General features: G+C 70.3%; 27 protein-coding genes. 13 read left to right on the top strand and 14 right to left on the bottom strand.

Annotation, left to right across the window (positions count from 1 at the left end; all coding sequences use genetic code 11):
- The 6 genes from VFN12_RS02955 to VFN12_RS02930 all read right to left on the bottom strand — a co-directional run.
- Positions 1 to 525, bottom strand: a 525-nt coding sequence (locus tag VFN12_RS02955) for a hypothetical protein (protein WP_325117084.1), incomplete at its 3' end; no start/stop codon positions are given.
- A gap of 159 nt (positions 526 to 684) precedes the next feature.
- Entirely contained in the window at positions 685 to 1,053 is a 369-nt protein-coding gene (locus VFN12_RS02950; protein ID WP_325117083.1) for a fumarate reductase subunit D, read from the bottom strand.
- Entirely contained in the window at positions 1,050 to 1,439 is a 390-nt protein-coding gene (locus VFN12_RS02945) for a fumarate reductase subunit C (RefSeq protein WP_325117082.1), read from the bottom strand. The genes VFN12_RS02950 and VFN12_RS02945 overlap by 4 nt, the downstream gene beginning before the upstream one ends.
- Entirely contained in the window at positions 1,436 to 2,197 is a 762-nt protein-coding gene (locus VFN12_RS02940) for a succinate dehydrogenase/fumarate reductase iron-sulfur subunit (RefSeq protein ID WP_325117081.1), read from the bottom strand. Before VFN12_RS02940 ends, VFN12_RS02945 begins: the two co-directional genes overlap by 4 nt.
- A 3-nt stretch (positions 2,198 to 2,200) precedes the next feature.
- A complete protein-coding gene (frdA, locus tag VFN12_RS02935; protein ID WP_325117080.1) occupies positions 2,201 to 3,952 on the bottom strand; it encodes a fumarate reductase (quinol) flavoprotein subunit in 1,752 nt (583 codons plus the stop codon).
- On the bottom strand, positions 3,945 to 4,172 hold the full coding sequence (locus tag VFN12_RS02930; protein ID WP_325117078.1) for a hypothetical protein: 228 nt from the start codon (positions 4,170 to 4,172) through the stop codon (positions 3,945 to 3,947). Before VFN12_RS02930 ends, frdA begins: the two co-directional genes overlap by 8 nt.
- Before the next feature lie 151 nt (positions 4,173 to 4,323).
- Here VFN12_RS02930 and VFN12_RS02925 point away from each other — a divergent pair, with 151 nt between their 5' ends.
- From VFN12_RS02925 to VFN12_RS02905, 5 genes are all read left to right on the top strand, one after another.
- Positions 4,324 to 5,928, top strand: a complete 1,605-nt coding sequence (locus VFN12_RS02925) for an AMP-binding protein (RefSeq protein WP_325117077.1) — start codon at positions 4,324 to 4,326, stop codon at positions 5,926 to 5,928.
- Between the two features lie 10 nt (positions 5,929 to 5,938).
- The gene (locus tag VFN12_RS02920; RefSeq protein ID WP_325117076.1) at positions 5,939 to 6,733 is read left to right on the top strand and encodes a PaaX family transcriptional regulator C-terminal domain-containing protein; all 795 of its coding nucleotides are present in this window, start codon (positions 5,939 to 5,941) and stop codon (positions 6,731 to 6,733) included.
- Positions 6,734 to 6,780: 47 nt separating this feature from the next.
- Positions 6,781 to 8,148: an SLC13 family permease gene (locus tag VFN12_RS02915; RefSeq protein WP_325117075.1), complete on the top strand. Its 1,368-nt coding sequence runs from the start codon at positions 6,781 to 6,783 to the stop codon at positions 8,146 to 8,148.
- A gap of 180 nt (positions 8,149 to 8,328) precedes the next feature.
- Positions 8,329 to 8,667, top strand: coding sequence for a hypothetical protein (locus tag VFN12_RS02910; RefSeq protein WP_325117074.1), 339 nt, complete (start codon positions 8,329 to 8,331; stop codon positions 8,665 to 8,667).
- Between the two features lie 113 nt (positions 8,668 to 8,780).
- Complete coding sequence (locus VFN12_RS02905) at positions 8,781 to 9,347, top strand: TerD family protein (protein ID WP_325117073.1); 567 nt, start codon at positions 8,781 to 8,783, stop codon at positions 9,345 to 9,347.
- A 34-nt stretch (positions 9,348 to 9,381) separates the two neighbouring features.
- Here the strand turns inward: VFN12_RS02905 and VFN12_RS02900 are convergent, their stop codons facing one another.
- The gene (locus VFN12_RS02900) at positions 9,382 to 10,425 is read right to left on the bottom strand and encodes a PP2C family protein-serine/threonine phosphatase (protein WP_325117072.1); all 1,044 of its coding nucleotides are present in this window, start codon (positions 10,423 to 10,425) and stop codon (positions 9,382 to 9,384) included.
- 157 nt (positions 10,426 to 10,582) lie between these two features.
- Between VFN12_RS02900 and VFN12_RS02895 the strand changes: the two genes are divergently transcribed.
- A complete protein-coding gene (locus VFN12_RS02895; RefSeq protein WP_325117071.1) occupies positions 10,583 to 11,455 on the top strand; it encodes an alpha/beta hydrolase in 873 nt (290 codons plus the stop codon).
- A 54-nt stretch (positions 11,456 to 11,509) separates the two neighbouring features.
- Here the strand turns inward: VFN12_RS02895 and VFN12_RS02890 are convergent, their stop codons facing one another.
- From VFN12_RS02890 to VFN12_RS02865, 6 genes are read right to left on the bottom strand one after another with little or no spacing between them, the layout of a single operon-like run.
- Positions 11,510 to 11,887: a hypothetical protein gene (locus VFN12_RS02890; protein WP_325117069.1), complete on the bottom strand. Its 378-nt coding sequence runs from the start codon at positions 11,885 to 11,887 to the stop codon at positions 11,510 to 11,512.
- A gap of 43 nt (positions 11,888 to 11,930) precedes the next feature.
- Positions 11,931 to 12,287 carry a VOC family protein gene (locus VFN12_RS02885; protein ID WP_325117067.1) on the bottom strand — a complete coding sequence of 119 codons (357 nt, stop codon included), beginning with the start codon at positions 12,285 to 12,287 and terminating at the stop codon, positions 11,931 to 11,933.
- A gap of 42 nt (positions 12,288 to 12,329) precedes the next feature.
- Positions 12,330 to 12,719: a RidA family protein gene (locus VFN12_RS02880; protein ID WP_325117066.1), complete on the bottom strand. Its 390-nt coding sequence runs from the start codon at positions 12,717 to 12,719 to the stop codon at positions 12,330 to 12,332.
- On the bottom strand, positions 12,716 to 13,480 hold the full coding sequence (locus VFN12_RS02875) for an SDR family NAD(P)-dependent oxidoreductase (RefSeq protein ID WP_325117065.1): 765 nt from the start codon (positions 13,478 to 13,480) through the stop codon (positions 12,716 to 12,718). Before VFN12_RS02875 ends, VFN12_RS02880 begins: the two co-directional genes overlap by 4 nt.
- A complete protein-coding gene (locus tag VFN12_RS02870; RefSeq protein ID WP_325117064.1) occupies positions 13,477 to 14,307 on the bottom strand; it encodes an enoyl-CoA hydratase family protein in 831 nt (276 codons plus the stop codon). Before VFN12_RS02870 ends, VFN12_RS02875 begins: the two co-directional genes overlap by 4 nt.
- A complete protein-coding gene (locus VFN12_RS02865; protein ID WP_325117063.1) occupies positions 14,304 to 15,479 on the bottom strand; it encodes an acyl-CoA dehydrogenase family protein in 1,176 nt (391 codons plus the stop codon). Before VFN12_RS02865 ends, VFN12_RS02870 begins: the two co-directional genes overlap by 4 nt.
- Positions 15,480 to 15,536: 57 nt before the next feature.
- Here VFN12_RS02865 and VFN12_RS02860 point away from each other — a divergent pair, with 57 nt between their 5' ends.
- The 7 genes from VFN12_RS02860 to VFN12_RS02830 all read left to right on the top strand — a co-directional run bounded on the left by VFN12_RS02860 (position 15,537) and on the right by VFN12_RS02830 (position 23,483).
- Positions 15,537 to 17,948, top strand: coding sequence for a bifunctional salicylyl-CoA 5-hydroxylase/oxidoreductase (locus tag VFN12_RS02860; RefSeq protein WP_325117062.1), 2,412 nt, complete (start codon positions 15,537 to 15,539; stop codon positions 17,946 to 17,948).
- A gap of 4 nt (positions 17,949 to 17,952) precedes the next feature.
- Positions 17,953 to 18,594, top strand: coding sequence for a DUF1707 domain-containing protein (locus VFN12_RS02855; protein ID WP_325117061.1), 642 nt, complete (start codon positions 17,953 to 17,955; stop codon positions 18,592 to 18,594).
- Positions 18,595 to 18,819: 225 nt separating this feature from the next.
- A complete protein-coding gene (locus VFN12_RS02850; protein ID WP_325117060.1) occupies positions 18,820 to 20,049 on the top strand; it encodes an ABC transporter substrate-binding protein in 1,230 nt (409 codons plus the stop codon).
- 86 nt (positions 20,050 to 20,135) lie between these two features.
- Positions 20,136 to 21,134, top strand: a complete 999-nt coding sequence (locus tag VFN12_RS02845; RefSeq protein WP_325117059.1) for a sugar ABC transporter permease — start codon at positions 20,136 to 20,138, stop codon at positions 21,132 to 21,134.
- A 1-nt stretch (position 21,135) separates the two neighbouring features.
- A complete protein-coding gene (locus VFN12_RS02840) occupies positions 21,136 to 22,044 on the top strand; it encodes a carbohydrate ABC transporter permease (RefSeq protein ID WP_325117058.1) in 909 nt (302 codons plus the stop codon).
- The gene (locus tag VFN12_RS02835; protein ID WP_325117057.1) at positions 22,044 to 22,385 is read left to right on the top strand and encodes a hypothetical protein; all 342 of its coding nucleotides are present in this window, start codon (positions 22,044 to 22,046) and stop codon (positions 22,383 to 22,385) included. The genes VFN12_RS02840 and VFN12_RS02835 overlap by 1 nt, the downstream gene beginning before the upstream one ends.
- Positions 22,386 to 22,400: 15 nt before the next feature.
- The gene (locus VFN12_RS02830) at positions 22,401 to 23,483 is read left to right on the top strand and encodes a sn-glycerol-3-phosphate ABC transporter ATP-binding protein UgpC (RefSeq protein WP_325117056.1); all 1,083 of its coding nucleotides are present in this window, start codon (positions 22,401 to 22,403) and stop codon (positions 23,481 to 23,483) included.
- A gap of 24 nt (positions 23,484 to 23,507) precedes the next feature.
- Here the strand turns inward: VFN12_RS02830 and VFN12_RS02825 are convergent, their stop codons facing one another.
- Positions 23,508 to 24,716, bottom strand: a complete 1,209-nt coding sequence (locus VFN12_RS02825) for a sn-glycerol-3-phosphate ABC transporter ATP-binding protein UgpC (protein ID WP_325117055.1) — start codon at positions 24,714 to 24,716, stop codon at positions 23,508 to 23,510.
- Between the last annotated feature and the right edge of the window lies 1 nt (position 24,717).

Below are 24,717 nucleotides of genomic sequence, written 5' to 3'. Positions count from 1 at the left end.
CCCGGGACGCAGGATCCGCCGGACGCCGGTCAGGAACTCCGGCTCGTAGAGCGCGGCGTTGTGCTCGTGCACCAGGTGGCCCGGACCGTTGTCGACGTCGAGCAGCACCAGGTCGTACGACGCGTCGGACACCTCGCCGAGGGCGGGGCCGATGTCGGCCACGACCGGGTTGGCGCGCTGGTCGGCCAGCATCGCCGGCCCGTGCGGGATGGTCCCGTCGCGCATCCACTCCACCAGGGCGGGCTCGATCTCGACCACCGAGCAGCGCTCGACCCGCTGGTCGGCCAGCACCTGGTGCATCGTGTAGCCCAGCCCCAGTCCTCCGACCAGCACGTCGCGCGGCTCCGCCACCAGCTGGAGTGCGGCCTCGGCGAGGGCCTGCTCGCTGCGGGTCTCGTGGGTGTCCATCACGAACACGCCGTTGGCGCGCAGCTCCAGCACGACCGGGGCGCCGTTCTCGTGCCGCTCCCGCAGCACCAGCTCGCCGCGCTCGGACTCGGCGCGGGCGATCTCGATGTGCTCCATGGGACCACCCTGCCGGACGTCATGCGGCCGGAGCCAGCGGGTGCCACCAACCACCGCAGCTTCATCAAGGTATGCAGACGAACCGGCACTTCCCTCGGCGAACTCACATGGGGAAGTGACGTTTCATCAAGGGATGCAGACGAACCAGTGCCCCCCAGGTCAGCCGGTCAGGGCGTTGCCGAGATACACCAGGGTGGCGAAGCTGCCGGCCAGCGCGCCGCCGTAGCAGAGCACGGCCACGAGGCCCTGGTGCTTGACCTGCAGCCCGTCGTAGAGCGTGTAGCGGAACCGGTGGGCGGCGTGCACCAGGATCACCGGGAAGGCGCCGAGCAGCACCAGGAACGTCAGCGGGTGGCCGACCACGGCCGCGATCCGGTCGTGGCTGGGCGGCTCGATCCACCCGAGCGGGAACGCGAGCGCGAACAGGAAGGCCAGCACCGGCAGGAGGACCGCGGCCAGCACGCCGCCACCGCTGAACGCGAGCCAGACGAAGGGCTCGGCGTGGAACCTCAACCGGCGGGTGCTCATCGGGTCACCAGCCAGAGCACGAAGGCCGACACCACGGCCAGGCCGGCGTACTGCGCACCGAGGATCGCTGCCGGAGGCACCCGTCGCCCGCGGACGCTGAGGACCATCGCCTTCGGGGTCAGGGAGAACCACGTGACCGCGTGCAGGAGCAGGAACCCGAAGGCGACCAGGTTGAGCGCCACCAGCCAGGGGGAGGCCGCCCGCTCGAGGAACTCGGCGTACGCCGCCTCGCCGTGGGCGACCGCCCGGATGAGGAGCAGCAGGAAGAACACCAGCCAGGCGATGAAGAGGCTGCTCAGCTCGCGCATGACGAACAGGAAGTAGGTGCGCTTGCGCGTCCACCACCACACCGAGACCGGCCGGCGGTAGAGCAGGTCGTCGCTCATGGCCTCCTCGCCTTCGGGCGGAGGCCCCGCGGGAGCAGGAACGCCTTGACCGACTCCTGCGCGGCCTTGAGCTTGTAGCGCTGGATGGCGCCGGCGGGGTCGACGTGCTTGGGGCAGACCCGCGTGCACTCGCCGACGAAGGTGCAGCCGTAGACACCCTCGTGCTCGATCAGCACGTCGAGCCGCTCGCGGGCACCCTGGTCCCGCGAGTCGAGGTCATAGCGCTCGGCCAGGGCGATCGCGGCCGGTCCGACGAAGTCGGGGTCGAGGCCGTAGACCGGGCAGGCGGCGTAGCACAGCATGCAGTTGATGCACATGCTGAACTGCTGGTAGGCATCGAGCTCCTCCGGTGTCTGGAGGTACTCGCCGTCGTCGATCGGTCGCTCCTCGTCGCGGATGATCCACGGCTTCACGCGGGGGAGCTTGGCCATGAAGTCCTCGATGTCGACGACGAGGTCACGCGCGACCGGGAAGTTGCCGAGCGGCTCCACGCGCACGGGGCCGGGGGCGTAGTCGGAGAGGAAGGCCGCGCAGGCGAGCCGGGGCTCTCCCTCGACGTTCATCCCGCAGCTGCCACAGATGCCCATCCGGCACGACCAGCGGAACGCCAGGGTGGTGTCGATGTCGCTCTTGACGTGGTTGAGCGCGTCGAGGACGGTCCACTCCTGACGCAGGGGTACGTCGTAGTCCTGCCAGGACGGTTCCCGGTCCTTGTCCGGCCGGTAGCGGGTGACCCGCAGGGTGATCCGTTCGTCCATGCGTCACCTCCCGTAGACCCGCTCGCCCGGGGGCCACCGGGTGATGGTCACCGGTACACGATCGACCCGCGGCGTGCCGTCGGCGTCGCGGCGGTTGAGCTGGTGGACCAGGAACCGCTCGTCGTCGCGGGCGGGGAAGTCGGTGCGTTGGTGAGCCCCGCGCGACTCCTCGCGCTGCAGCGCCGAGGCCAGCATGCACTCGGCGATGTCGAGCATGTTGGCCGCCTCGAGGGCTCCGATCAGCTCGGTGTTCCAGGTCCGGCTGGTGTCGCGCACGCCCACCCGGGGCAGCCGGTCCTGGAGCTCCCCCAGGTGGGCCAGACCCTTCGTCAGCGCCTCTCCCGTGCGGTAGATCCCGGCGGCCTCCTCCATCGTCTCCTGCATCTCGGTGCGGATCGAGGCCACCGAGTCGTCGCGCGGCGCCTGACCCAGCACGCGCTCGAGCCGGCGTACCTCGTCGGCCAGCTGGGCCGCGATCGTCGCGGTCGGCGGAGCGGCCGAGCCGGCGTACTCCGCGGCGGCGGCGCCCGCCCGGGCGCCGAAGACCAGGCACTCCGGCAGCGAGTTGGAGCCGAGCCGGTTGGCGCCGTTGATGCTCACGCAGGCGGTCTCGCCGGCCGCGAAGAGGCCGGCGAGCGGGGTCGCGCCGTCGCCGTCGGTCGAGACCCCACCCATCATGTAGTGGACGACGGGGCGCACCGGGATCAGGTCGGTGACCGGGTCGATGCGCTCGTACTTCAGGCACAGCTCGCGCACGAACGGCAGCTTGGTGTCGATCAGCTTCGCCCCGAGGTGGCGCAGGTCGAGGTGGACGACGTCGCCCCACGGCGAGTCGACGGTGCGGCCCTTCCCCTGCTCGTGGACGAACGCCTGGGAGAGCCGGTCGCGGGGGCCGAGCTCCATGCTGCGCAGCTCGGGGGTGGGGGTCGGCCGACCGAGGTCGTAGTCCTGCAGATAGCGGTAGCCGTCCTTGTTGAGCAGCCACGCGCCCTCGGCGCGGGTGGCCTCGGTGATCAGGATGCCGGTGAACGGCAGCCCGGTCGGGTGGTACTGCACGAACTCCATGTCCTTGAGTGGAGCGCCCGCCCGGTAGGCCAGCGCCATGCCGTCGCCGGTGTTGATGTTGGCGTTGGTCGTGAACGGGAAGACCTTGCCGCAGCCGCCGGTCGCGAGGATCACCGCCTTCGCGGCGATCGCCTCGACCCGCCCGCTGCGCAGCTCGACCGCCACCACGCCCTGCACCCGGCCGTCGTCGACCAGCAGGCGGGTCACGAACCACTCGTCGTAGCGCCGGACCCCGCCGAACTTGAGGGAGGTCTGGAACAGCGCGTGCAGCATGTGGAACCCGGTCTTGTCCGCGGCGAACCAGGTGCGCTTCTTCCTCATCCCCCCGAACGCGCGAACCGCGACGTGGCCGTCGGGCCGCCGGCTCCAGGGGCAGCCCCAGTGCTCGAGCCGGAGCAGCTCGCGCGGAGCCTCGTGGACGAACGCCTCGATCGCGTCCTGGTCGCCGAGCCAGTCGCTGCCGGAGACGGTGTCGTGGATGTGCTCCTCGACCGTGTCGCCCTCGGCGATGACGCCGGCCGCACCGCCCTCCGCCGAGACGGTGTGGCTGCGCATCGGGTAGACCTTGGACACCACGGCCACGTCCAGGTCGGGACGGCTCTCCGCCACGGCGATGGCGGCGCGCAGTCCGGCAGCACCCCCACCCACCAGCAGTACGTCGTGCGTGCCGGCTGTCGGGGGATCACTCACCCCGGAACTCCTCGTCCACCATCACCTTGCCGTGATGGTTCACGACCAGGTGGTGGACGCTGCCGTCGTGGTACTCCTCCCGGTGGGTCTGGCACCCGCACTCGAAGCGCAGGTCCTCGGTCACCAGGCCCTGGAGGTCCTCGCTGACGAACTGCTCGCCCGGGAGATGTCTGCCGCAGGGAGCCATGCGGGCTTCGAAGGTCGTGATGGTCGCGGTCACGGGACACCTCCTCGGCAGGGGCCCCGAAGCCGCGGCCCCACCTCCAGATTCCTCCTTCCCGCACGGTTTGTGAAGTGACCTTCGGACCCGGGCGCCCGAGCGATATGTCGTGCTCTTGACGGTCGTTGGAGATCGTCAATACCTTGCCGGGATGGACCTGCTGCCGTCCGCCCACGTCGACACCTTCTGCCGCGACCACCTGCCGCCCGACGACCAGTGGCCGGAGCTGAGGTTCGACCTTCCCGAGCTCGCGTACCCCGACCGGCTCAACTGTGCGACGGCGCTCCTCGACGACGTGATCGACGAGCACGGCGGCGACCGGGCCTGCCTCCACGCGCCGGGCGCCGACACCTGGTCCTACGACGACCTGCTGGCCACCGCGAACCGGATCGCCCACGCGCTGGTCGAGGACCTCGGCATCGTGCCCGGCAACCGGGTGCTGCTGCGCGGGCCCAACAACCAGTGGCTCACGGCCTGCTGGTTCGCGGTGCTGAAGACCGGGGCCGTCGCCGTCACCACGATGCCGCTGCTGCGGCCCGGTGAGCTTGCCACCATCCACGAGATCGCCCGGATCGACCTGGCGCTGGTCGACGAGCGGTTCCTGGCGGGCACCGAAGGGCTGTCCGGTGAGCTGGGCGTGCGGGTGGTGCCGTTCGGGGGCCCGGCGGGGCTGGCTCCCCTGATCGAGGGCAAGCCGGCGTCGTACGACGACGTGGCGACCTCGTCCGACGACGTGGCCCTGCTCGCCTTCACCTCCGGCACCACGGGGCGGCCGAAGGCGACCATGCACTTCCACCGCGACGTGCTCGCGATCTGCGACACCTTCTCCCGGCACGTGCTGCGGCCCTCGCCCGACGACGTGTTCACCGGCACGCCGCCGTACGCCTTCACCTTCGGGCTGGGCGGGGTGCTGCTGTTCCCGCTCCACGCCGGCGCGTCGACGGTCCTGGTCGAGAAGGCGACGCCGGCCGAGCTGGCCCGGATCATCGACGAGTTCGGCGTGACGACCTGCTTCACCGCCCCGACGGCCTACAAGGCGATGCTCGCGGCGGGAGCCACGCTGCCCTCGCTGCGGGCCGCCGTCTCGGCGGGGGAGCACCTGCCGGCTGCCACCTGGCAGGCGTTCCGCGAGGCGACCGGGGTGAGGATCATCGACGGCATCGGGGCCACCGAGATGCTGCACATCTTCATCTCCGCCGCCGGCGACGACATCCGGCCGGGCTCGACCGGCCGTGCGGTGCCCGGCTACACCGCCACCGTGCTCGACGACGACGGTGCCGAGGCCCCGCCCGGGGAGCCGGGACGGCTGGCAGTGAAGGGACCGACCGGGTGCCGCTACCTCTCCGACCCACGGCAAGAGGCCTACGTGAAGAACAGCTGGAACATCACCGGTGACACCTTCAGCCGCGACGACGACGGCTACTTCTGGTACCACGCGCGCAGCGACGACATGATCATCTCCTCCGGCTACAACATCGCCGCTCCCGAGGTCGAGGAGGCGCTGCTGACGCACCCCGAGGTCGCGGAGTGCGCGGTGGTCGGCGTCCCCGACGAGGCGCGGGGCTCGGTCGTCAAGGCCTACGTCGTCCTCGCCGACGGGTCTCCGGGTTCCGAGGGGCTGGCGCGCGCGCTGCAGGACCACGTGAAGGCCGAGATCGCGCCGTACAAGTACCCCCGCGTGTTGGAGTTCGTCGACGAGCTCCCGCGCACGGCCACCGGCAAGCTGCAGCGGTTCCGGCTGCGTCAGGACTCCTGACGCCGTGGACGTGCCTCCGCGGCAGCTGATCCTGTCGCTCTACGGCCTCTACGCGCGCGAGGAGGGCAACTGGCTGTCGGTGGCGTCGCTGATCGCGCTGATGGCCGACCTCGGCACCGACTCCGCAGCCGTCCGGTCGTCGGTGTCGCGACTCAAGCGGCGCGGCGTGCTCGAGGCCGCCCGCCGGGACGCCCAGGCGGGGTATGCGCTCTCGACCGACACCCTCGAGATGCTGCGCGAGGGGGACCACCGGATCTGGTCGCGCCCCCGGGCCACCGTGGCCGACGGGTGGCTGGTGCTGGTGTTCTCGGTGCCGGAGTCGGAGCGCGAGCGCCGGCACGCCCTGCGGTCGCTGCTCTCGCGGCTGGGCTTCGGGACCGCGGCCCCGGGGGTCTGGGTCGCCCCGGCCACGCTGCACGACGAGACGGTGCAGGCCCTGGACCGCGACGGGCTGACGGCGTACACCGAGCTGTTCCGCGGCGACTACCTCGGCGCAGGCGAGGTGGCGGCCCGGGTCGGGGAGTGGTGGGACCTGCCCGCCCTGACGGCGCTCTACTCGGAGTTCATCGGCGCCTACCGGCCGGTCGCCCGCCGCCGTTCGGCGTTGTCGCCGGGCGCGGCGTTCGCGGCGTACGTCCCGATGCTGACGGCGTGGCGGCGGCTGCCGTACCTCGACCCCGGTCTGCCGCTGGAGCATCTGCCGCGTGACTGGCCGGGCGTCGAGGCGGCCGAGCTCTTCACCTCGCTGGACTCCCGGCTGCGCGAGGGCGCGCACGAGCACGCGCACGCCATCCTGCACGCCTGAGGGCAGTAGCGTGGCTTCGCTGGTGCCATCACCGATCGGAGACGTCCATGGAGATCCTGCACTCTGCCATCGCGATCCTGGGCGCGATCGTGCTCATCATCAGGTTCAGGGTCGACCCCGTGATCTCGCTGGTGCTGGCCTGCGTGTACCTCGGGCTGGCTGCCGGCCTGGGCGCCGAGGGAACCGTTGCGCAGATCACCGGTGGGTTCGGCGAGATCATGGCCGAGGTCGGCCTGCTGATCGGGTTCGGCGTGCTGATCGGGGCGCTGCTGCACGCGATGGGCACCTTCAGTGATCTGGTGGCGATCCTGGCAAGCCGTGTCGGTCGACGGCTGCCCTACGCGATGGCGGGCACGCTCTCCACGATCTTCCCGTCCATCTACGTCGACGTGCAGGTCGTCCTGGCGGCGCCGATGGCCAAGGAGTCGGCGCCGGCCGTCGACCGCCGCATCGGCCTGCCGTGGCTCGCCGGAGCGATGGCCATCGGCATCTTCGCGGGCTACGTCTTCGTCGTGCCCGGCCTGGCAGCGGTCGCGGTCGCCGGGCTCATGGAGGTGCCCCTGGGCACCTACCTGCTCTACGGACTGCCGATCGGGCTGACAACCGCACTGATCACCACCTTCCTGTTCCGGCTGCTGCTGGGACGGGGCTTCTGGAACGAAGAGACCGACTTCGACCCGGGCGCGGTCATCGAGGAGGGCCGCCCCCACTCCGAGACGGAGGACGTGCCCCAGGCCGAGAGGGCGGCGCGGCTTCCCCTGTGGGTGCGCCTGCTGCCGATCCTGGTGCCACTGGTCCTCATCGCCGCTGGTGCGATCGCCGGCGTCGCGGAGGTCTCGAACCCCGTGCTCACCTTCCTCGGCGACGCCAACATCGCCCTGTTCATCGGACTGCTGATCGCCTTCCTCATGGTCCGGCCCTCGCTGGGCGCCGACGGAGTCGGCACAGTGCTCACGGCGGGCTTCCACACCACGGGCGAGATCCTGCTCGTCACCGGCGTCGGCGGCTCCCTGGGCGCCGTCATCGCCGAGAGCGGCATGGAAGAGACGCTCAAGGACCTGTTCGCCGCCGACGAGAACGCGCCGGTCATCATCAGCATCCTGCTTGCCTGGCTCATCGCCGCCGTGCTGCACTTCGCGATCGGCTCGGTGTCGGTCGGGGCCATCACCGCCGCCGGGATCATCTCGCCGATCGTCGGCTCGCTCGGGGTCGACCCCGTCGTCATTGCGCTGGCCATCGCATCGGGCGCCATGTTCGCGCTCCACGTCAACAGCAACTTCTTCTGGATGTTCAGCACCCTGCTCGACCTCTCCACCAAGGGCAGCCTGAAGACGCTGACCGTGGCGACCTCGCTCGGGGCCCTCGTCTCCCTGCCGCTGGTGATCGTGGCCAGCCTGGTGGCCGGAGCCGCCTGAGCCGGGCTCGGGCCAAGGCTTGCCCTGCCGCAGCAGCTTCATCAAGGGATGCAGGCGAACTGGAGTCTTGCGGATCGGCCGCACCACGCGCCCACGCTGACGGATCCGGTGCGCGCACATCGCCAGACGAGAGCGCGCAGCGTCGTCGCCCGTCATTCAGGACGGCCGTAGGGTTGCTGCATGCCGGAAGCGCATGACCACCCCATTGCCTACACCGCGCTCCAGCCGGGCACACCGGTGCAGACGAGCGACGGCCACCCCTTCGCCACCGTCCAGGCCGTTCTCGTCGACGAGAAGGTCTCGGTGTTCGACGGCATCGTCGTCCAGACGGCGGAAGGGACACGGTTCGTCGACGCCCCCCAGGTCGACTCGATCCACACCACCTACGTCCGCACGACACTCTCCGCGGAGCAGGCAGTGAACCTTCCCTCGCCCGGTGGGTCACACCTGGTCGAGATCAAGCCGCCGAGGTCGATGGCCGACCGCTTGCGCCGCATGTTCGGTCGGGGGCGCCGGTAGTACCTGCGTACGGCACCACCTGGGGGTTCGCACTCGAGGATGCTGTGGATGGAGGCTCTGCCCGACGCGTGCCGGGTAGGTTCGGGACACACCACGCGACGGGAGGGCCGACGGTGATCGAGCTGACCAGGGGGCAGGAGCTGGCGCTGACCGCCCAGGACGGAGCACCGTTGACCCGGGTGCAGCTCGGCGTCGGCTGGGACAAGGTGCCGACGGCCGGCTTCATCGGCTCGGGTGCGCCCGACATCGACCTGGATGCGTCGGCGGTGCAGTTCGCGGGAGGACAGCTCTTCGACCTCGCGTTCTACAACAACCTGCGGACCCGCGACGGATCCGTCGTCCATCTCGGTGACAACACCACCGGGCGCGGCGAGGGCGACGACGAGGTCCTCACCGTGGACCTGACGAAGGTCTACGGCAAGGTCGACGCCATCGTCCTCTTCGTGAGCAGCTACCAGGGACACACGCTCGAGTGGATCGCCAACGCCTACTGCCGGCTGGTCGACGAGAACGACGTCGAGCTGGCCCGCCTCCGCCTCACCGGCGGGGTGCCGGAGACCGGCCTGGTGCTGGCCAAGGTCTTCCGCGACGGGGACGGGTGGCGGCTGCGGGCGATCGGTGAGGGGATCGCGGTGAAGGTCCCCAGCGAGTCGGTCGCGGCGCTGCGGCCGTACCTCTGAGGATCGGCGACCGGAGGAGGCTCTCCGCCGTGGCCTAGCCGGGTCGGCGCTCCGCGAGGACCAGGGCCATGTCGTCGTCCATCTCGTCCGCGGAGTGCTGGACCACGTCGTCGAGCAGGCCGTCGAGCGCGTCGTCGAGACTCCCGGCGCCCAGGGTGGTGGCGCTGTCGACGAGCGGGAAGAACGCCCCCTGCCGGTTGCGGGCCTCGATCAGGCCGTCGGTGTAGAACAGCATCCGGGACCCCTCGGGCAGGTGGCAGGTGACCGGTTCCGGGTGGGGGCCCAGTCCCAGCGGCGGCTGTGGGTCTCCGGTGTCGACGAGCCTGCCGGTGTCACCGTTGGACAGGAGCAGCGGCGGGTGGTGTCCGCAGTTCACCAGTGTCACCGTGTGGTCGTCGTGGAACTCGGCCAGCACCGCGGTGACGAAGTCCTCGTCCCCGGCGACCGCGGTCACCACGTTGTCCAGGTCGGTGGCCATCGCGCTCAAGGAGACCTCCAGGACCGCGGCCCGGCGAAAGGCGGCGAGGACCGTCGCGGCCATCTGGACGGCGTCCAGCCCCTTCCCGCGGACATCGCCCACGATGACCCGCACGCCGTCGGGAGTCTGGACAACCTCGTAGAGATCGCCGCCCACCAGCGCTTCCTTCGTCGCCGAGACGTAGCGGGTGGCGACGCTGAGCGTGCCGACCGAGCTCGGGATCACCCGAAGGACTGCGCGTTGCGCGGCCACGGCGATGGTGGTCATGTGCTGCAGGTCCTGCTCGCGGCGGATCCGGATCTGGGCCAGGAGGACCGCCAGGGCCCCGATCCCGACCGTCATGAGCGTGTGGATCCACCAGCCCACGCTTCCGAAGTTGTCGTTCCAGATGCCCGACATCGCCGCCAGGGTCGACGACGCTGCCGCGAAGACCGCGGTGACGCGCACCGTGGTGATGGCGCAGGCCACGAGTGCGGCGACGCCGTACGAGCTGCTGACCAGGGTCTGCGGTGGGAAGGTCGCATCGATCCCCGCGAGCACTCCGAGCACCACGAGGGGAAGGAACGCCTGGGTGTCCTGCAGCGAGCCCTTCGGCCTCATCTCGCGCCCTCCCGGAGCAGAGGGGTACTGACTATCGACGGTACTCCCGGCCCTGGCCCTCGAGGCGGCACCGACGTCACCGGATGCAGTCCGATGAGTTCCGGCTCCCTCACGGGTCCGCATGAGCACGTGAGGACCGACCGGGGAGGATGCAGAGATGACCGAGACCGAGACCCGCAGCCTGGAGGTCCCCCGCGGGACCGTGCAGTACGACGTCCGCGGCGACCTGGACGCCGGCGGCCCACACCGGGTTCTGGTGCTGGCCGGCTATCCGATGGACGCCACCGGGTTCGGGACGCTCGCGTCGTACTTCACCGACCGGCCGGTCGTGACCTACGACCCGCGCCCGGTCGGACGCAGCTCCGGCGCCCCCGACGACCGGCCGCTGGCCCCGGAGGACCACGCCGGGGACCTGCACCGGCTCATCGACGCCCTGGGGGTCGGCCCGGTGGACCTGTTCGGCAGCAGCGGCGGCGCGGTCAACGCCCTGGCCCTCGTCGCCCGGCATCCCGAGCAGGTCGCCACCCTGGTCGCGCACGAGCCCCCGCTGGCCTCCGTCCTGCCGGACCGGGACCCGCTCCTCGCCGCCTGCGCCGACATCTACGGCACCTACGCGAGCGCGGGGATGGGGCCGGCGATGGCGAAGTTCATCGCGCTGGTCCAGCACAAGGGCGAGCTGCCGCCGACGTACGCCGACCAGCCTGACCCTGACCCCGCTGCCTTCGAGCTGCCGACCGATGACGACGGATCGCGCGACGACCCGATGCTGGGGCAGAGCATCCGGACGATCCCGCAGCACGAGCCCGACCTGGGCGCACTGGGCAGCGCGTCGACCAGGGTCGTCATCGCCGCGGGCGTGGAGTCTGAAGGAGAGATGGCGGCCCGGGGGGCCGCGGCCCTCGCGGAGCGGCTGGGCCTCGAGCTGACCGTGTTCCCCAGCCACCACGGCGGCTTCCTGGGTGGGGAGTTCGGCCAGCGGGGTGACCCGGACGGCTTCGCGGGCGCGCTCCGGGCGGCGCTGGACGGCTGAGGTCCCCGTCAGGACGAGCCGGAACGGCAGCACCGCCTCCGTCGTGCTGCCCGGTCAGAGGGTCACGGCGTCGCTCGCGAGCAGGAGGGCCGCCGGGATGGCCAGCACCAGCTGCAGGGCGACCCCGACGATGCGTTCGGAGCCCGAGACGTCCCCGGGTGCATCGCCGTAGGTGAGGACACCCACGAGGCCCGCGACCGGTGGCAGCAACATCAGCCACCACCGCCAGGCCGGCTCGCCGCCGAAGTAGGCGGTGTAGCAGGTGATGGCGTTGTAGACCGAGCCGTAGGCCACGATCGCCCCGAGCATGCCGAACAGGGCGTTCTTCGGCTCGCCGTCTCCGCCCGCCAGGCCCATCCCCGTGATGGCGCCGATGCTCGGTGCGGACACCACGGCGACGAGGAGCGCCATCGTGACCAGGACCGCCGACATGGGGCCCGACCCTATGAGCAGCAGGAGGCGGAGCGCCGCAGAACTACTCGATGCAGAGGCAGAACGGATGCCCCGCGGGGTCGAGGAACACCCGGAACGTCGTACCCGGCTGGTGGTCGTGCCGGGTCGCGCCGAGCTCGAGCACCGCCTTCTCCCCGGCGTCCAGGTCCTCGACCATCACGTCGAGGTGCATCTGCTGGGGGACGCCCTGCCCCGGCCAGTCCGGCGGGGTGAAGTCATCGACCGGCTGGAAGCAGATGCACTGTCCGTCCTCGGACCGGATCTCGGCCCAGTCCGGGGAGATGTCGACCTTCCAGTCGAGCAGTCCGCCGTAGAACGTGGCGAGCGCGCCGGGGTCGGGGCAGTCGATGACGAAGCTGGGAAAACGTGCGATGGCCATGCGGGGCACGGTAGTGGCGATTGCGGACGATCTGCGTCCGGGTCACGGCAGTACGGCGAACCCCTGCACCTCGACCACGGCCTCCGCATCCCACAGCCGGGAGACCCCGATGCCCGCCATGGCGGGATAGTCGGCACCGACCAGGCGCTTCCAGACGCCGCCGATCTCGCGGGCGTTGGCCCGGTAGTCGTCCATGTCGACGATGTAGACCGTCAGCGACGCCAGGTCGGCGGGGGAGCCGCCGGCCGCGGCCAGCGCCTCCAGCAGGTTGGCCAGTGCCTGCTCGAACTGCGCCGCCACACCCCCGGGGACGATCGCGCCGGAGGAGTCCATCCCGGTCTGCCCGGCCAGGAACACGGTGGTGCCGGTGGCGACCACGGCGTGGGAGAAGCCGGAGGGCGCGGCCAGGGACGGTGGGTTGATCCGCTTCACGACTGCACCGCACCCCCGTCGACGTTGAGGCCCTGACCGTTGATCGCGCCGTTCTCCACGCACAGCATCACCGCCGAGGCGACCTCGGACGGGGTGACCAACCGCCCGATCGGCTGCATCCCGGCCAGGATCTCCCGCGCCTCCTCGGGGGTCCGTCCGGTGCCGGCGGAGATGTTGGCGACCGAGGTGTCGGTCATCGGGGTGTCGACGTAGCCCGGGCACACGGCGTTCACCGTCACCCCGGTGCGGGCCACCTCCGCCGCGGCGCTGCGCACCAGGCCGAGCACGCCGTGCTTGCTGGCGGCGTACGCCGCGATGCGCGCGCTGCCCTGCTTGCCGGCCACCGATGCGATGACGACGACGCGCCCCCACCCCCCCGAGGTCATGGCGGGCAGCGCCCGGCGCAGGCAGCGGAACGGCGCGGTCAGGTTGAGGTCGAGCATCCGCTGCCAGTCCTCGTCGGACGTCTTCACCAGGGTGGCGGACACGGCCGCGCCCGCGTTGGCCACCAGCACCTCGACCGGGCCCCACGTCGACTCGACGGTCGAGAACGCCGCCTCCAGGGCCGCGGGGTCGAGCACGTCGGTCGGCAGGACCAGGGCCTCGCCCGGGAGGCCGGCCGCCACCTCGTCGAGTGCCTCGGCGCTGCGGGCGACCAGGGCCACCTGGTAGCCGGCCGCGGACAGCGCGGCGGCGCAGGCGGCCCCGATGCCCTGCGAGGCGCCGGTGACCAGGGCTACGCGTGGCTTGGCGGAGCTCATCGCCCCGTCCACTCCGGCGGGCGCTTCTGGTTGAACGCCGCGTGGAACTCCGCGTGGTCCGAGGTGGTCATCAGCAGCGCCTGCGTCATCGCGTCCAGCTCCATCGCCGCTCCGATCGGCATGTCCAGCTCACGGGTGATCAGTGACTTGGTCTGCGCGTAGGCCAGCGTCGGTCCGTCGGCCAGCCGTCGGGCGAGCGTGGAGACGGCGTCGTCGAGCCCGTCGTCGTCGACCAGCTGGGAGACCAGTCCGTAGCGGTCGGCCGTGGCCGCGTCGATCGTGTCGCCGAGCATCAGCAGCTCGGTGGCGCGGCCTGCTCCGACGAGGCGGGGGAGGAGGTACGCCGCCCCCATGTCGCCACCGGACAGCCCCACCTTGGTGAACAGGAAGGCGAACCGGGCCGAGGTCGAGCAGACCCGGAAGTCGCTCGCGATGGCGATCACCGAACCGGCGCCGGCCGCGATGCCCTGGATCCCGGCGACGATCGGCACCGGGCACTCGCGCATCGCCTTGATCACGTCGCCGGTCATCCGGGTGAAGCCGATCAGGTCGCGCGGATCCATCTTGATGAGCTCGCCGATGATCTCGTTGACGTCGCCGCCGCCGCAGAAGCCCTTGCCCTCGCCGCGGATCACCAGGACGTCGGTGTCGCCGCGGTGCGGAAGCTCGTGCAGCAGGTCGCGCAGGTCGGCGTAGGACTCGAAGGTCAGCGGGTTCATCTTCTCGGGCCGGTCGAGGGTCACCGTGGCCACGCGGTCCTCGACCGAGAACCGGAAGTGCTGCCAGTCGTCGGTGATCGGGACACTGCCCCGGTAGCGGCTGCTCACGCGTGGCCTCCCTGACGGCTCTGCCGGGCACGCACCAGCCCGCGGCCGATGATCGTGCGCTGCACCTCGGACGCCCCCTCGTAGATCCGCGGGGCGCGCACCTCACGATAGAGCCGCTCGAGCAGGTGGCCCTGCTGGAGGCCACGCGCGCCGTGCAGCTGGACCGCCTGGTCGACCACCCACTGGGCGTTCTCGGTTGCGAAGAGCTTGGCCATCGCCGCGCTCTGCGTGACCTCACTGGCCGGCGCGCCCACGTCGTACGTCGCCGCGGCCGCCCGGACGAGCAGTCGGGCCGCCTCGGTGCGGGTCGCCATCTCGGCGAGGGTGTGCTCGACGGACTGCTGCCGGATCAGCAGGTCGCCGTAGACCTCGCGGGTCAGGGCCCAGTCGAGCGCGGCGTCGAGTGCGGCCTGGGCCATGCCGACCGCGAAGGCACCGACGCTGGGGCGGAACAGGTCGAGCGTCCGCATCGCCACCGCAAACCCGTGGTCGACCTCGCCGAGGACGTCGGTCCCGGTGACCCGCACCCCGTCGAAGGCCAGGGTCCCGATGGCGTGCGGGGCCAGCAGGTCGAGGCGCTCGCCACCGAGCCCCGGGGCGTCTCCGGGCACGACGAAGGCGGTGACACCGCGGGCTCCGGCACCGTCGGTGGTGCGGGCGAACACGGAGTAGACGTCGGCGTCGGGCGCGTTGGAGATCCAGGCCTTCTCGCCGTGCAGCCTCCAGCCGTCGCCGTCCGGCGTCGCCCGCAGGGAGAGGGCCGCGGCGTCCGAGCCGGCGTCAGGCTCGGAGAGCGCGAAGGCCGCGACGACGCTGCCGTCGACCACGCCCGGGATCCACCGCTCGACGGCGGCCGGGGAGCCGGACTGCAGGATCGGGTAGCTGCCCAGCCCCTGCAGCGCGAGGGCGGTCTCGGCCTCCGTGGTGACGGTGGCGAGGGTCTCCCGCAGCAGGCAGAGCTGGAGGGCGGCGGCGTCGCCCGAGGCCAGGTCCAGGGGCTCGTCGGGTGCCCCGCCGAAGAGGCCCCGGAGCAGTCCGTGCTCGCCGAGCGCCGCGACGAGCGGGCGGTTCACCGAGCCGTGGACGGGGGGGATCGCCGCCAGGTGGTCGGAGGCCACCTGGCGGATCCGGGCGACGTACTCCTCCTGCGCTGCCGTCAGCCCGACGCCCATGCGCGCGACGCTATTGCGCCTTGACAACTTCCGTCAAGAACACAATATGTTGACCGCATGCGGATCGCGGTGGTCGGAGGCGGCCCCGGAGGGCTCTACTTCAGCGCCCTCGTCCAGCAGCTCGCCGGGCGATCGGGTGGGGGGACGGGGCAGTCCCACGACGTCACCGTCTGGGAGCGCAACGCCCCTGACGACACCTTCGGCTTCGGGGTCGTCTTCAGCGACGAGACGCTCGGGGGGATCGAGCACGCCGACCCGGACGTGTTCGACCGGATGCAGCGGGAGTTCGCGGTCTGGGACGACATCGACGTCCACTTCAAGGGCGAGGTCGTCACCAGCGGCGGCCACGGCTTCGCGGCGATGTCGCGGCGCCGCCTGCTCGAGATCCTCCAGGACCGCTGCCGCGAGCTCGGCGTCACGCTGCACTTCCGCACCGACGCGCCCGACGTCGACGAGCTGGCCCGGACGCACGACCTCGTCGTCGCCTGCGACGGCCTCGGCTCCGGGGTCCGGTCGAGGTACGCCGACACGTTCCGGCCGACGCTCGAGGCCCGCGACTGCAAGTACATCTGGCTCGGCACCGACAAGGTGTTCGACGCGTTCAAGTTCTACGTCGCGCAGACACCCCACGGGGTGATGCAGGTCCACGGCTACCCGTACGACGCCGGGGGCAGCACGTTCATCGTCGAGATGACCTCCGCCGTCTGGGAGGCGGCGGGCTTCGGCGAGTACGCCGACCGTCCCTGGGCGCCGGGGGAGTCCGACCAGAAGTCGATCGAGCGGATCCGCGAGCTCTTCGCCGACGTGCTGGAGGGCCACGAGGTGATGGCCAACAACTCCCGCTGGATCAGCTTCACCACCGTGCGCAACGAGCGCTGGGTGCACACCACGCCCGGCCAGGGCGCCGTCGTGATCCTCGGCGACGCCGCCCACACCGCCCACTTCTCGATCGGGTCCGGCACCAAGCTGGCGATGGAGGACGCCCTCGCGCTGGCGGCCTGCCTGCACGAGGAGGACACGCTCCCCGCCGCCCTCGAGACCTACGAGACCGAGCGCAAGGCCGTCGTCCTCTCCACCCAGCGCGCCGCGCAGGCCAGCCTCGAGTGGTTCGAGAACCTGGCGCAGTACGTCCACCAGGAGCCCCTCCAGTTCGGCTTCAACATCATGACCAGGAGCCGCCGGGTCACCTACGACAACCTGCGGCTGCGTGACCCGGAGTTCGTGGCCCGCTGCGACGAGTGGTACGCCGACCACGTCGGTGCCGCCGCTGTCAGCCCGCCGATGTTCCAGCCGGTCCGCATCGGGGAGCTCGAGCTGGCGAACCGGGTCGTCGTGTCGCCGATGGACATGTACGTCGCCGAGGACGGGCTGACCTCCGACTTCCACCTGGTGCACCTGGGCGGCAAGGCGCTGGGCGGCGCCGGCCTGGTCATGACCGAGATGGTGTGCGTCTCGCCCGAGGGGCGGATCACCCCGGGCTGCGCCGGCCTGTGGGACGACGAGCAGCAGGCCTCCTGGCGCCGGGTGACCGACTTCGTCCACACCCACACCCCGGCGAGGATCGGCCTGCAGCTCGGCCACTCCGGCGGCAAGGGATCCACCAAGCTGATGTGGGAGGGCATCGACGAGCCGCTGGACGAGGACAACTGGGAGGTCGTGGGTCCCTCGCCGGTGCCCTACCGCGAGGGGGTCAACCAGGTGCCGCGCGAGCTGAACCGCGCGGAGATGGACACCATCCGCGACCAGTTCGTCGAGTCCGCGCGCCGCGGGGCGGAGGCCGGCTTCGACCTGCTCGAGCTCCACTGCGCCCATGGCTACCTGCTCTCGGCGTTCCTGTCGCCGGTGACCAACCACCGCACCGACGAGTACGGCGGCGACGTCGCCGCCCGGTTGCGCTTCCCGCTCGAGGTGTTCTCGGCGATGCGCGAGGTGTGGCCCTCCGGACGGCCGATGACGGTGCGGATCTCGGCGACCGACTGGGTCGACGACGGCCAGACCCTCGACGACGCGCTCGAGGTGGCCCGGGCCTTCGTCGCGGCCGGTGCCGCAGCCATCGACGTCTCGACGGGGCAGGTCACCTCCCGCGAACGGCCGGCGTTCGGCCGGTCCTACCAGACGCCGTACGCCGACGCGATCCGCAACCGGCTCGGCGTCCCCACCATCGCGGTCGGGGTCATCTCCTCCTACGACGACGTGAACTCGATCCTGATGGCGGGCCGGGCAGACCTCTGCGCCATCGGGCGGGCCCATCTCTACGACCCGATGTGGACGCTGCACGCGGCCATCGAGCAGGACTACGACGGACCGGGTGCGAGCTGGCCGCTGCCGTGGCGGGCCGGCCGGCGCAAGCCGCAGACCGGTCGCACCGACGGACCGAGACCGAGGCTGCAGCTGATCCGCGAGGGCGAGCAGGGGACCCGGCACCGGCGCTGGCGGCCCCAGCGACCCCCCGGCGCGCGGCTACCCTGACCCCATGGAGGGACCGCTCGAACCGCGCGACCCGTCGCTGCTGCGGGTCTCTGACGCGGACCGGCACAAGGTGGCCGAGATCCTCAGGCAGGCCGCCGGGGAGGGGCGCCTCGACCTCGACGAGCTCGACGAGCGCCTCGAGTCGGCCTACGCCGCCAAGACCTACGCCGACCTGGTTCCGATCACCGCCGACCTCCCGCTCCGCGCCGGCGAGCGCCTCCCGGGCTCGGCGCCACGGCCCGCGAGTCCGGGCGTGCCGGCGCCACGGCACGACACGACCCTCGCGTTCATGGGAGGGGCGAGCCGCAAGGGACTGTGGGAGGTCGGCGCGACCCACACCGCGTTCGCCATGTGGGCCGGCATCACCCTCGACCTGCGCGAGGCGCGGTTCACCAGTCGCGAGACGGTCATCTATGCCAACGCGATCTGGGCGGGGATCGACATCGTCGTCAACGAGCACACGCACGTGATCGTCGACGGGATCGGGATCATGGGCGGCTTCGAGCAGGCCCGCGACAAGGTGGCTCCCGCGGTGGGCCCCGACTCACCGATCGTGCGGGTCAAGGGAATCTCGCTCATGGCCGGAGTCTCGGTGCAGCGCCGGCCGATGCCGGGCCAGAAGTCGAAGCGGCTCGGGCGGCGCTGAAGACGCAATCGAGACCGAACTGTAATTGACGCCGCGTGTGACCTAGACCACCATGAGGCCCATGCCGAGGTGATCGGTGGTCGCCCCTCTCGGCTCACAACATGAATATCGGGGGTGCGTCAGTGCGGCAGTCCGATGACGGGTTGTCGTTGCCAACAACCGGAGGATGACATGCCGTTGAAGCGCACAGTGGGGGCCATTTCCACGGTCCTTCTCATCTCTAGCGTGGCCGCGTGCGGTGGTGACGACGCCGGCGGCGGTGCCGAGAACTCAGCGTTCGAGGAGAACCTCGACTCGCGCGGTCCGATCACCTATGTGCAGGGCAAGGACAACAGTGGTGTTGCCCAGCCACTGGTCGACAAGTGGAACGCCGAGCACCCTGACGAGCAGGTCACGCTCAAGGAGCAGACCGACGAGGCCGACCAGCAGCACGACGACCTGGTGCGCAACTTCGACGCCCAGAACGAGGACTACGACGTGGTCTCCGTCGACGTGATCTGGACGGCCGAGTTCGCGGCGAAGGGCTACCTCCAGCCACTGGAGGGCGACCTGGCCATCAACACCGACGGGCTGCTCGCGCCCACCGTCGAGCAGGGCGCCTACGGCGGCAAGCAGTACACCTCGCCCTACGCCAGTGACGGCGGGATGCTCTACTACCGCACCGACCTGGTCAAGGAGCCGCCGACGACCTGGGACGAGATGATGGAGATGTGCTCCATCGCCAAGAAGGAGAACATCGGCTGCTACGCCGGTCAGTTCCAGAAGTACGAGGGCATGACCGTCAACGCCTCCGAGGCGATCAACGGTGCCGGTGGCTCCATCGTCGGTGAGGACGGCAAGACGCCGACCGTCGACAGCCCGGAGGCCGCGGAGGGCCTGGGCAACCTGGTCGAGGCCTACGAGAACGGGAACATCCCGAAGGAGGCCATCACCTACACCGAGGAGGAGGGCCGCATCAAGTTCGAGGAGGGCAAGCTGCTCTTCCTGCGCAACTGGCCCTACGTCTACGGCCTGGCCGCGACGGAGGCCAGCTCCAAGGTCAAGGGCAAGTTCGACGTGGCTCCGCTGCCCGGCACCGACGGTGTCGGCGCGTCCGCGCTCGGTGGCCACAACGTCGGCATCAGCGCCTACTCGGACAACAAGGCGACGGCGATCGACTTCGTCAACTTCATCCTCGAGGAGGAGCAGCAGAGATTCCTGCTGACCAAGGGATCACTCGCGCCCGCCCTGGAGTCGCTCTACACCGACGAGGCGCTGGTCAAGGAGTTCCCGTACCTGCCGGTGCTCCTGGAGTCGATCCAGAACGCCGTACCGCGGCCGATCTCGCCGTTCTACCCGGCGGTGACCAAGGCGATCCAGGACAACGCCTACGCCGCCATGAAGGGTGAGACGGACGTCGAGACGGCGCTGTCCGACATGTCCGACGCCATCGGCTCGGCCAGCTCGAGCCAGTAGGTCGTACCAGGCTGAGTGGGGCGGCGGCCTGCCCGCCGCCCCACCCCCGCCCCCACCAGCAGGTTGCGGACTCCCAGGGAGGGGACATGTCAACCGAGACCACCGACGCGATTGCCAGCACGGAGGAGACACCTCCTGCGGAGCCCGAACGAGCGTCCATCGACCCCCACCAGACGCGGCGTGCGTGGCTGCTCATCGCCCCGACCCTGGTCACGCTGGCCGTGGTCATCGGCTACCCCGTGGTGCGGGCGATCTGGATGTCGTTCCAGAGCGACGAGACGATCGATCCCCAGACAGGGCTCTTCGTCGAAGGCGGGTTCGCCGGCCTCGAGAACTACGCCCACTGGATCCTGCAGCAGTGCGGCGGCCAGGCGTGCCCCCCGGGGACCAACGCCGCGTCGTTCTGGGACACGGTCTTCATCACGCTCGGCTTCACGGTGGTCACCGTGGCCATCGAGCTGGTGCTCGGGTTCTGGTTCGCGATCATCATGAACGGCACCTTCCGGGGCCGCGGGCTGGTGCGTGCCGCCGTGCTGATCCCCTGGGCCATCCCCACGGCAGTGACGGCCAAGCTGTGGTACTTCATCTTCGCCTTCGACGGCATCGCCAACAGCCTGATGGGCACCAGCATCGTGTGGTTCAGCGACAAGTGGGCGGCGCGGGCAGCGATCGTGATCAGTGACGTCTGGAAGACGACACCGTTCATGGCGCTGCTGATCCTCGCCGGACTCCAGCTGATCGGACAGGACGTCCACGAGGCGGCCAAGGTCGACGGCGCCTCCGCGTGGCAGCGTTTCTGGCACATCACGCTGCCGCTGGTCAAACCGGCCGTCGTGGTGGCGCTGCTGTTCCGCACCCTCGACGTGCTCCGCATCTTCGACCTGCCCTACATCATGACCGGCGGCGGTGCGGGAGACGGGAACGACACCACGACCCTGTCGATCCTGGTCGTCAACGAGATCAGGAGCGGCTTCAACAGCGCAGCAGCGCTCTCGACGTTGACCTTCCTGTTGATCTTCGCGGTCGCGTTCGTGTTCATCAAGGTGCTCGGGGCCGACCTGTCGCAAGACGTGAAGGAGCGCTGAGATGGCCACGAGCACCGACACCGCGACCACCGACACCCGGGGCTCCGAGAGCGACCGGAAGCCGCCCGGGAAGCCGACCGCACCCTGGCTGAAGACCCTGCGCACCTACACCGGTGTCGCGATCATCGTGATCTGGGGCCTCGGGCCGTTCTACTGGATGGGGGTCACGGCCTTCCGCGACCTGCAGTTCACGTTCGACACCACCCCGTGGCCGACCCACGTCACGTGGGACAACTTCGAGACCGTGTTCTCGACCGCCCGCGGCAACCACTTCGGGCGCGCCCTGGTCAACAGCGTCATCATCAGCGGCCTGACCACGATCGTCTCGATGGTGGTCGGCGTGTTCACGGCCTACGCGCTGGCGAGGCTGGAGTTCAGGGGCAAGTTCATCATCCTCGGGTTCGTGCTGGCGGCCTCGATGTTCCCGGGCGTCGCGCTGATCACGCCGCTCTTCGAGCTGTTCACCAACATCGGCTGGTTCGGCACCTACCAGGCCCTGGTCATCCCCGACATCTCGTTCGCCCTGCCACTGACGATCTACGTGCTGACCGCCTTCTTCCGTGACATGCCCTGGGAGCTCGAGGAGGCCGCCAAGATCGACGGCGCGTCGCCGGGCCAGGCCTTCCGGCTGGTGATCCTGCCGCTCGCCGCTCCCGGCATCTTCACCGCGGCGATCCTCGCCTTCATCACCGCCTGGAACGAGTTCACCATCGCCAGCCAGCTGAGCAGCGACGAGACCCAGCCGGTGACCGTGGCGATCGCGAGCTTCGCCGGCGCCCAGCCCCACGTGGAGCCCTACACCGCGGTCATGGCGGCCGGCTTCGTGGTGACGGTGCCCCTGATCGTCATGGTGCTGGCGTTCCAGCGCCGGATCGTGGCGGGACTGACCGCAGGTGGGGTGAAGGGCTGATGCCACCTCCACGGCGCCCCCAGGGGTCGCTGTTCTCTGCGATCGTCAACACGGTGGGCTCCTCCGAGCCCGCCGCGCTCCTCCAGAAGCTCGACGTGGCGCTGGGCTTCATTGGCTTCTTCGTGTTCTTCTCAGTGGTCCGGACGGCCGCCTCCACCTTGCAGGGCGCCCCGTCCGCGGCGGAGGCGCTGGTGGCGGCGCTCTTCCTGGGGCTGGGATATCACCTGCTGCGGCGTCGCGAGGCGCTGTGCCGCAGGGCCGCCGTATCGCACGACCAGGGGACCGCCACCGCCCCTGGCCCATCCCTCACAACGGATCGTCCGGCGCGTTCCCGCCGGTGAAGGAGTCGAAAGTCAATGGCAACCGTCAAGTTCGAGAAGGCCCAGCGCTGGTATCCCGGCGCCGATGAGCCGGCCGTGCCCGGTATCGACCTGGAGATCAACGACGGCGAGTTCATGGTGCTCGTCGGACCGTCGGGGTGCGGCAAGTCCACCACCCTGCGCATGCTGGCGGGCCTGGAGGAGGTCAACTCCGGCAGGATCTTCATCGATGACCGCGAGGTGACCTACGTCCCTCCCAAGGACCGCGACATCGCGATGGTGTTCCAGAACTACGCCCTGTACCCCCACATGTCGGTGGCGGACAACATGGCGTTCGCCCTCAAGATGGCCAAGGTCCCCGAGGAGAAGCGGCGCGAGAGGGTCAACGAGGCAGCCGCCATGCTCGGCCTGACCGAGTTCCTCGACCGCAAGCCGAAGGCGCTCTCCGGCGGCCAGCGCCAGCGAGTGGCGATGGGGCGCGCGATCGTGCGCAACCCGCAGGTGTTCTGCATGGACGAGCCACTCTCCAACCTCGACGCCAAGATGCGGGTGCAGACCCGCACCGATATCGCCAAGCTCCAGTCCGAGCTCGGGGTCACCACCTGCTACGTCACCCACGACCAGGTCGAGGCGATGACGATGGGGGACCGCGTGGCGGTGATGAAGCTCGGCGTGCTGCAGCAGGTCGACACCCCGCTCAAGCTCTACGACAAGCCCCAGAACCTGTTCGTGGCCGGCTTCATCGGCTCCCCCCAGATGAACCTCATGGAGGGCGTCGCCGACAACGGCGAGGTCAAGATCGGCGGCTACCACGTCCCGGTCGACGAGACCGCCGAGAAGAAGATGAACGGCAAGGTCACGGTGGGCGTGCGCCCTGAGAACTGGCGGATCGTCTCCGACGGCGAGGGCGGACTGCCCGTCCAGGTCACCGTGGTCGAGGAGCTCGGAGCCGACAGCTACGTCTACGGCACCTGCGACGTCGAGGGCACGCCGGCCGACGTGATCATCCGGGCCAGCGGACGCAGCCACCCGCACCGGGGCGACACGCTCTACGTCACCACGGACCCCCACCACGTGCACGTGTTCGACACCGAGAGCGGCGAGCGACTCAGCGACTGACGGGTGCGCTCCCGCCTGGCCAGCTCAGGCGGGAGCGGCCTCCGTGTCCTTGAGGTCGGGGATCCGGCCGGCCTTCTCCCGGTCCACCGTGAGGTTCTCCCCGGTCGACGGGTCGAAGAGGTGAATCCGCTCCGCGTCGATCCAGATCTCGGCCTCGTCGCCCTCCTTGATCTGGCTGGCGCCGTCCAGGGAGACCACCAGCTGGGTGCGCGTGCCCTCGCCCTCGAGGTCGCGCTCGAGCTGGTCGAGCTCTGCCCGGAGCTCGGCCTCGACCTCGAAGGGGATGTAGGCGTAGGCCTCGTTGCCGAGCCACTCCACCACGTCGACCTCGGCCCGGAAGGTGTCGCCTGACGTGCCACCCCTGACTACCGAGGCGTCCTCGAAGTGTTCCGGCCTGACTCCGGCGATCAGCAGGCCCTTGCCTGCCGCCTTCTCCGCCTTCGCGGCCGGAATCTCCACGGTGCCGAACGGCAGCTTGAGAGAGGTGCCCTCGACCGTGGCCGGCATGAAGTTCATCGGCGGGGAGCCGATGAAGCCGGCCACGAACAGGTTCCCGGGGTTCTCGTAGAGCTCGCGCGGCGTCGCGAGCTGCTGGAGGAACCCGCGCTTGAGCACGGCCACCCGGTCGCCGAGCGTCATGGCCTCGGTCTGGTCGTGGGTGACGTAGATCGTCGTGATCCCGAGCCGCTTCTGCATCCTGGAGATCTCGGTACGCATCTGCCCGCGCAGCTTGGCGTCGAGGTTGGACAGCGGCTCGTCGAAGAGGAACGCGTCCGCGTCCCGGACGATCGCACGGCCCATCGCGACCCGCTGCCGCTGGCCGCCGGACAGGTTGCCCGGCTTGCGATCGAGGTGCTCGTCGAGCTCCAGGGTGGCCGAGGCCTCCCGGACCTTCCGGTCCACCTCCTCGTTGGACGCACCGGCGAGCCGGAGCGGGAAAGCGATGTTCTCGAAGACCGACAGGTGGGGGTAGAGCGCGTAGTTCTGGAACACCATCGCCAGGTTGCGGTCGCGCGGTGCGAGGTCGTTGACCGTGCGTTCCCCGATGACCATGTCACCGGAGGTGATGTCCTCGAGGCCGACGACCATCCGCAGGAGCGTCGACTTTCCGCATCCCGACGGCCCGACGAGGATCATGAACTCCCCGTCGGCCACGTCGATGCTGACGTCGTTCACCGCCTTGAAGCCGTCGCCGTACTCCTTGACGATGTTCCTCATGTCGATGGCAGCCATG

It is taken from the genome of Nocardioides sp. (genome assembly GCF_035703625.1).
Classification (GTDB): Bacteria; Actinomycetota; Actinomycetes; order Propionibacteriales; family Nocardioidaceae; genus Nocardioides.
The sequence above is the reverse complement of the archived record's forward strand: the minus strand, read 5'-3'. Positions and strand labels throughout refer to the sequence as shown.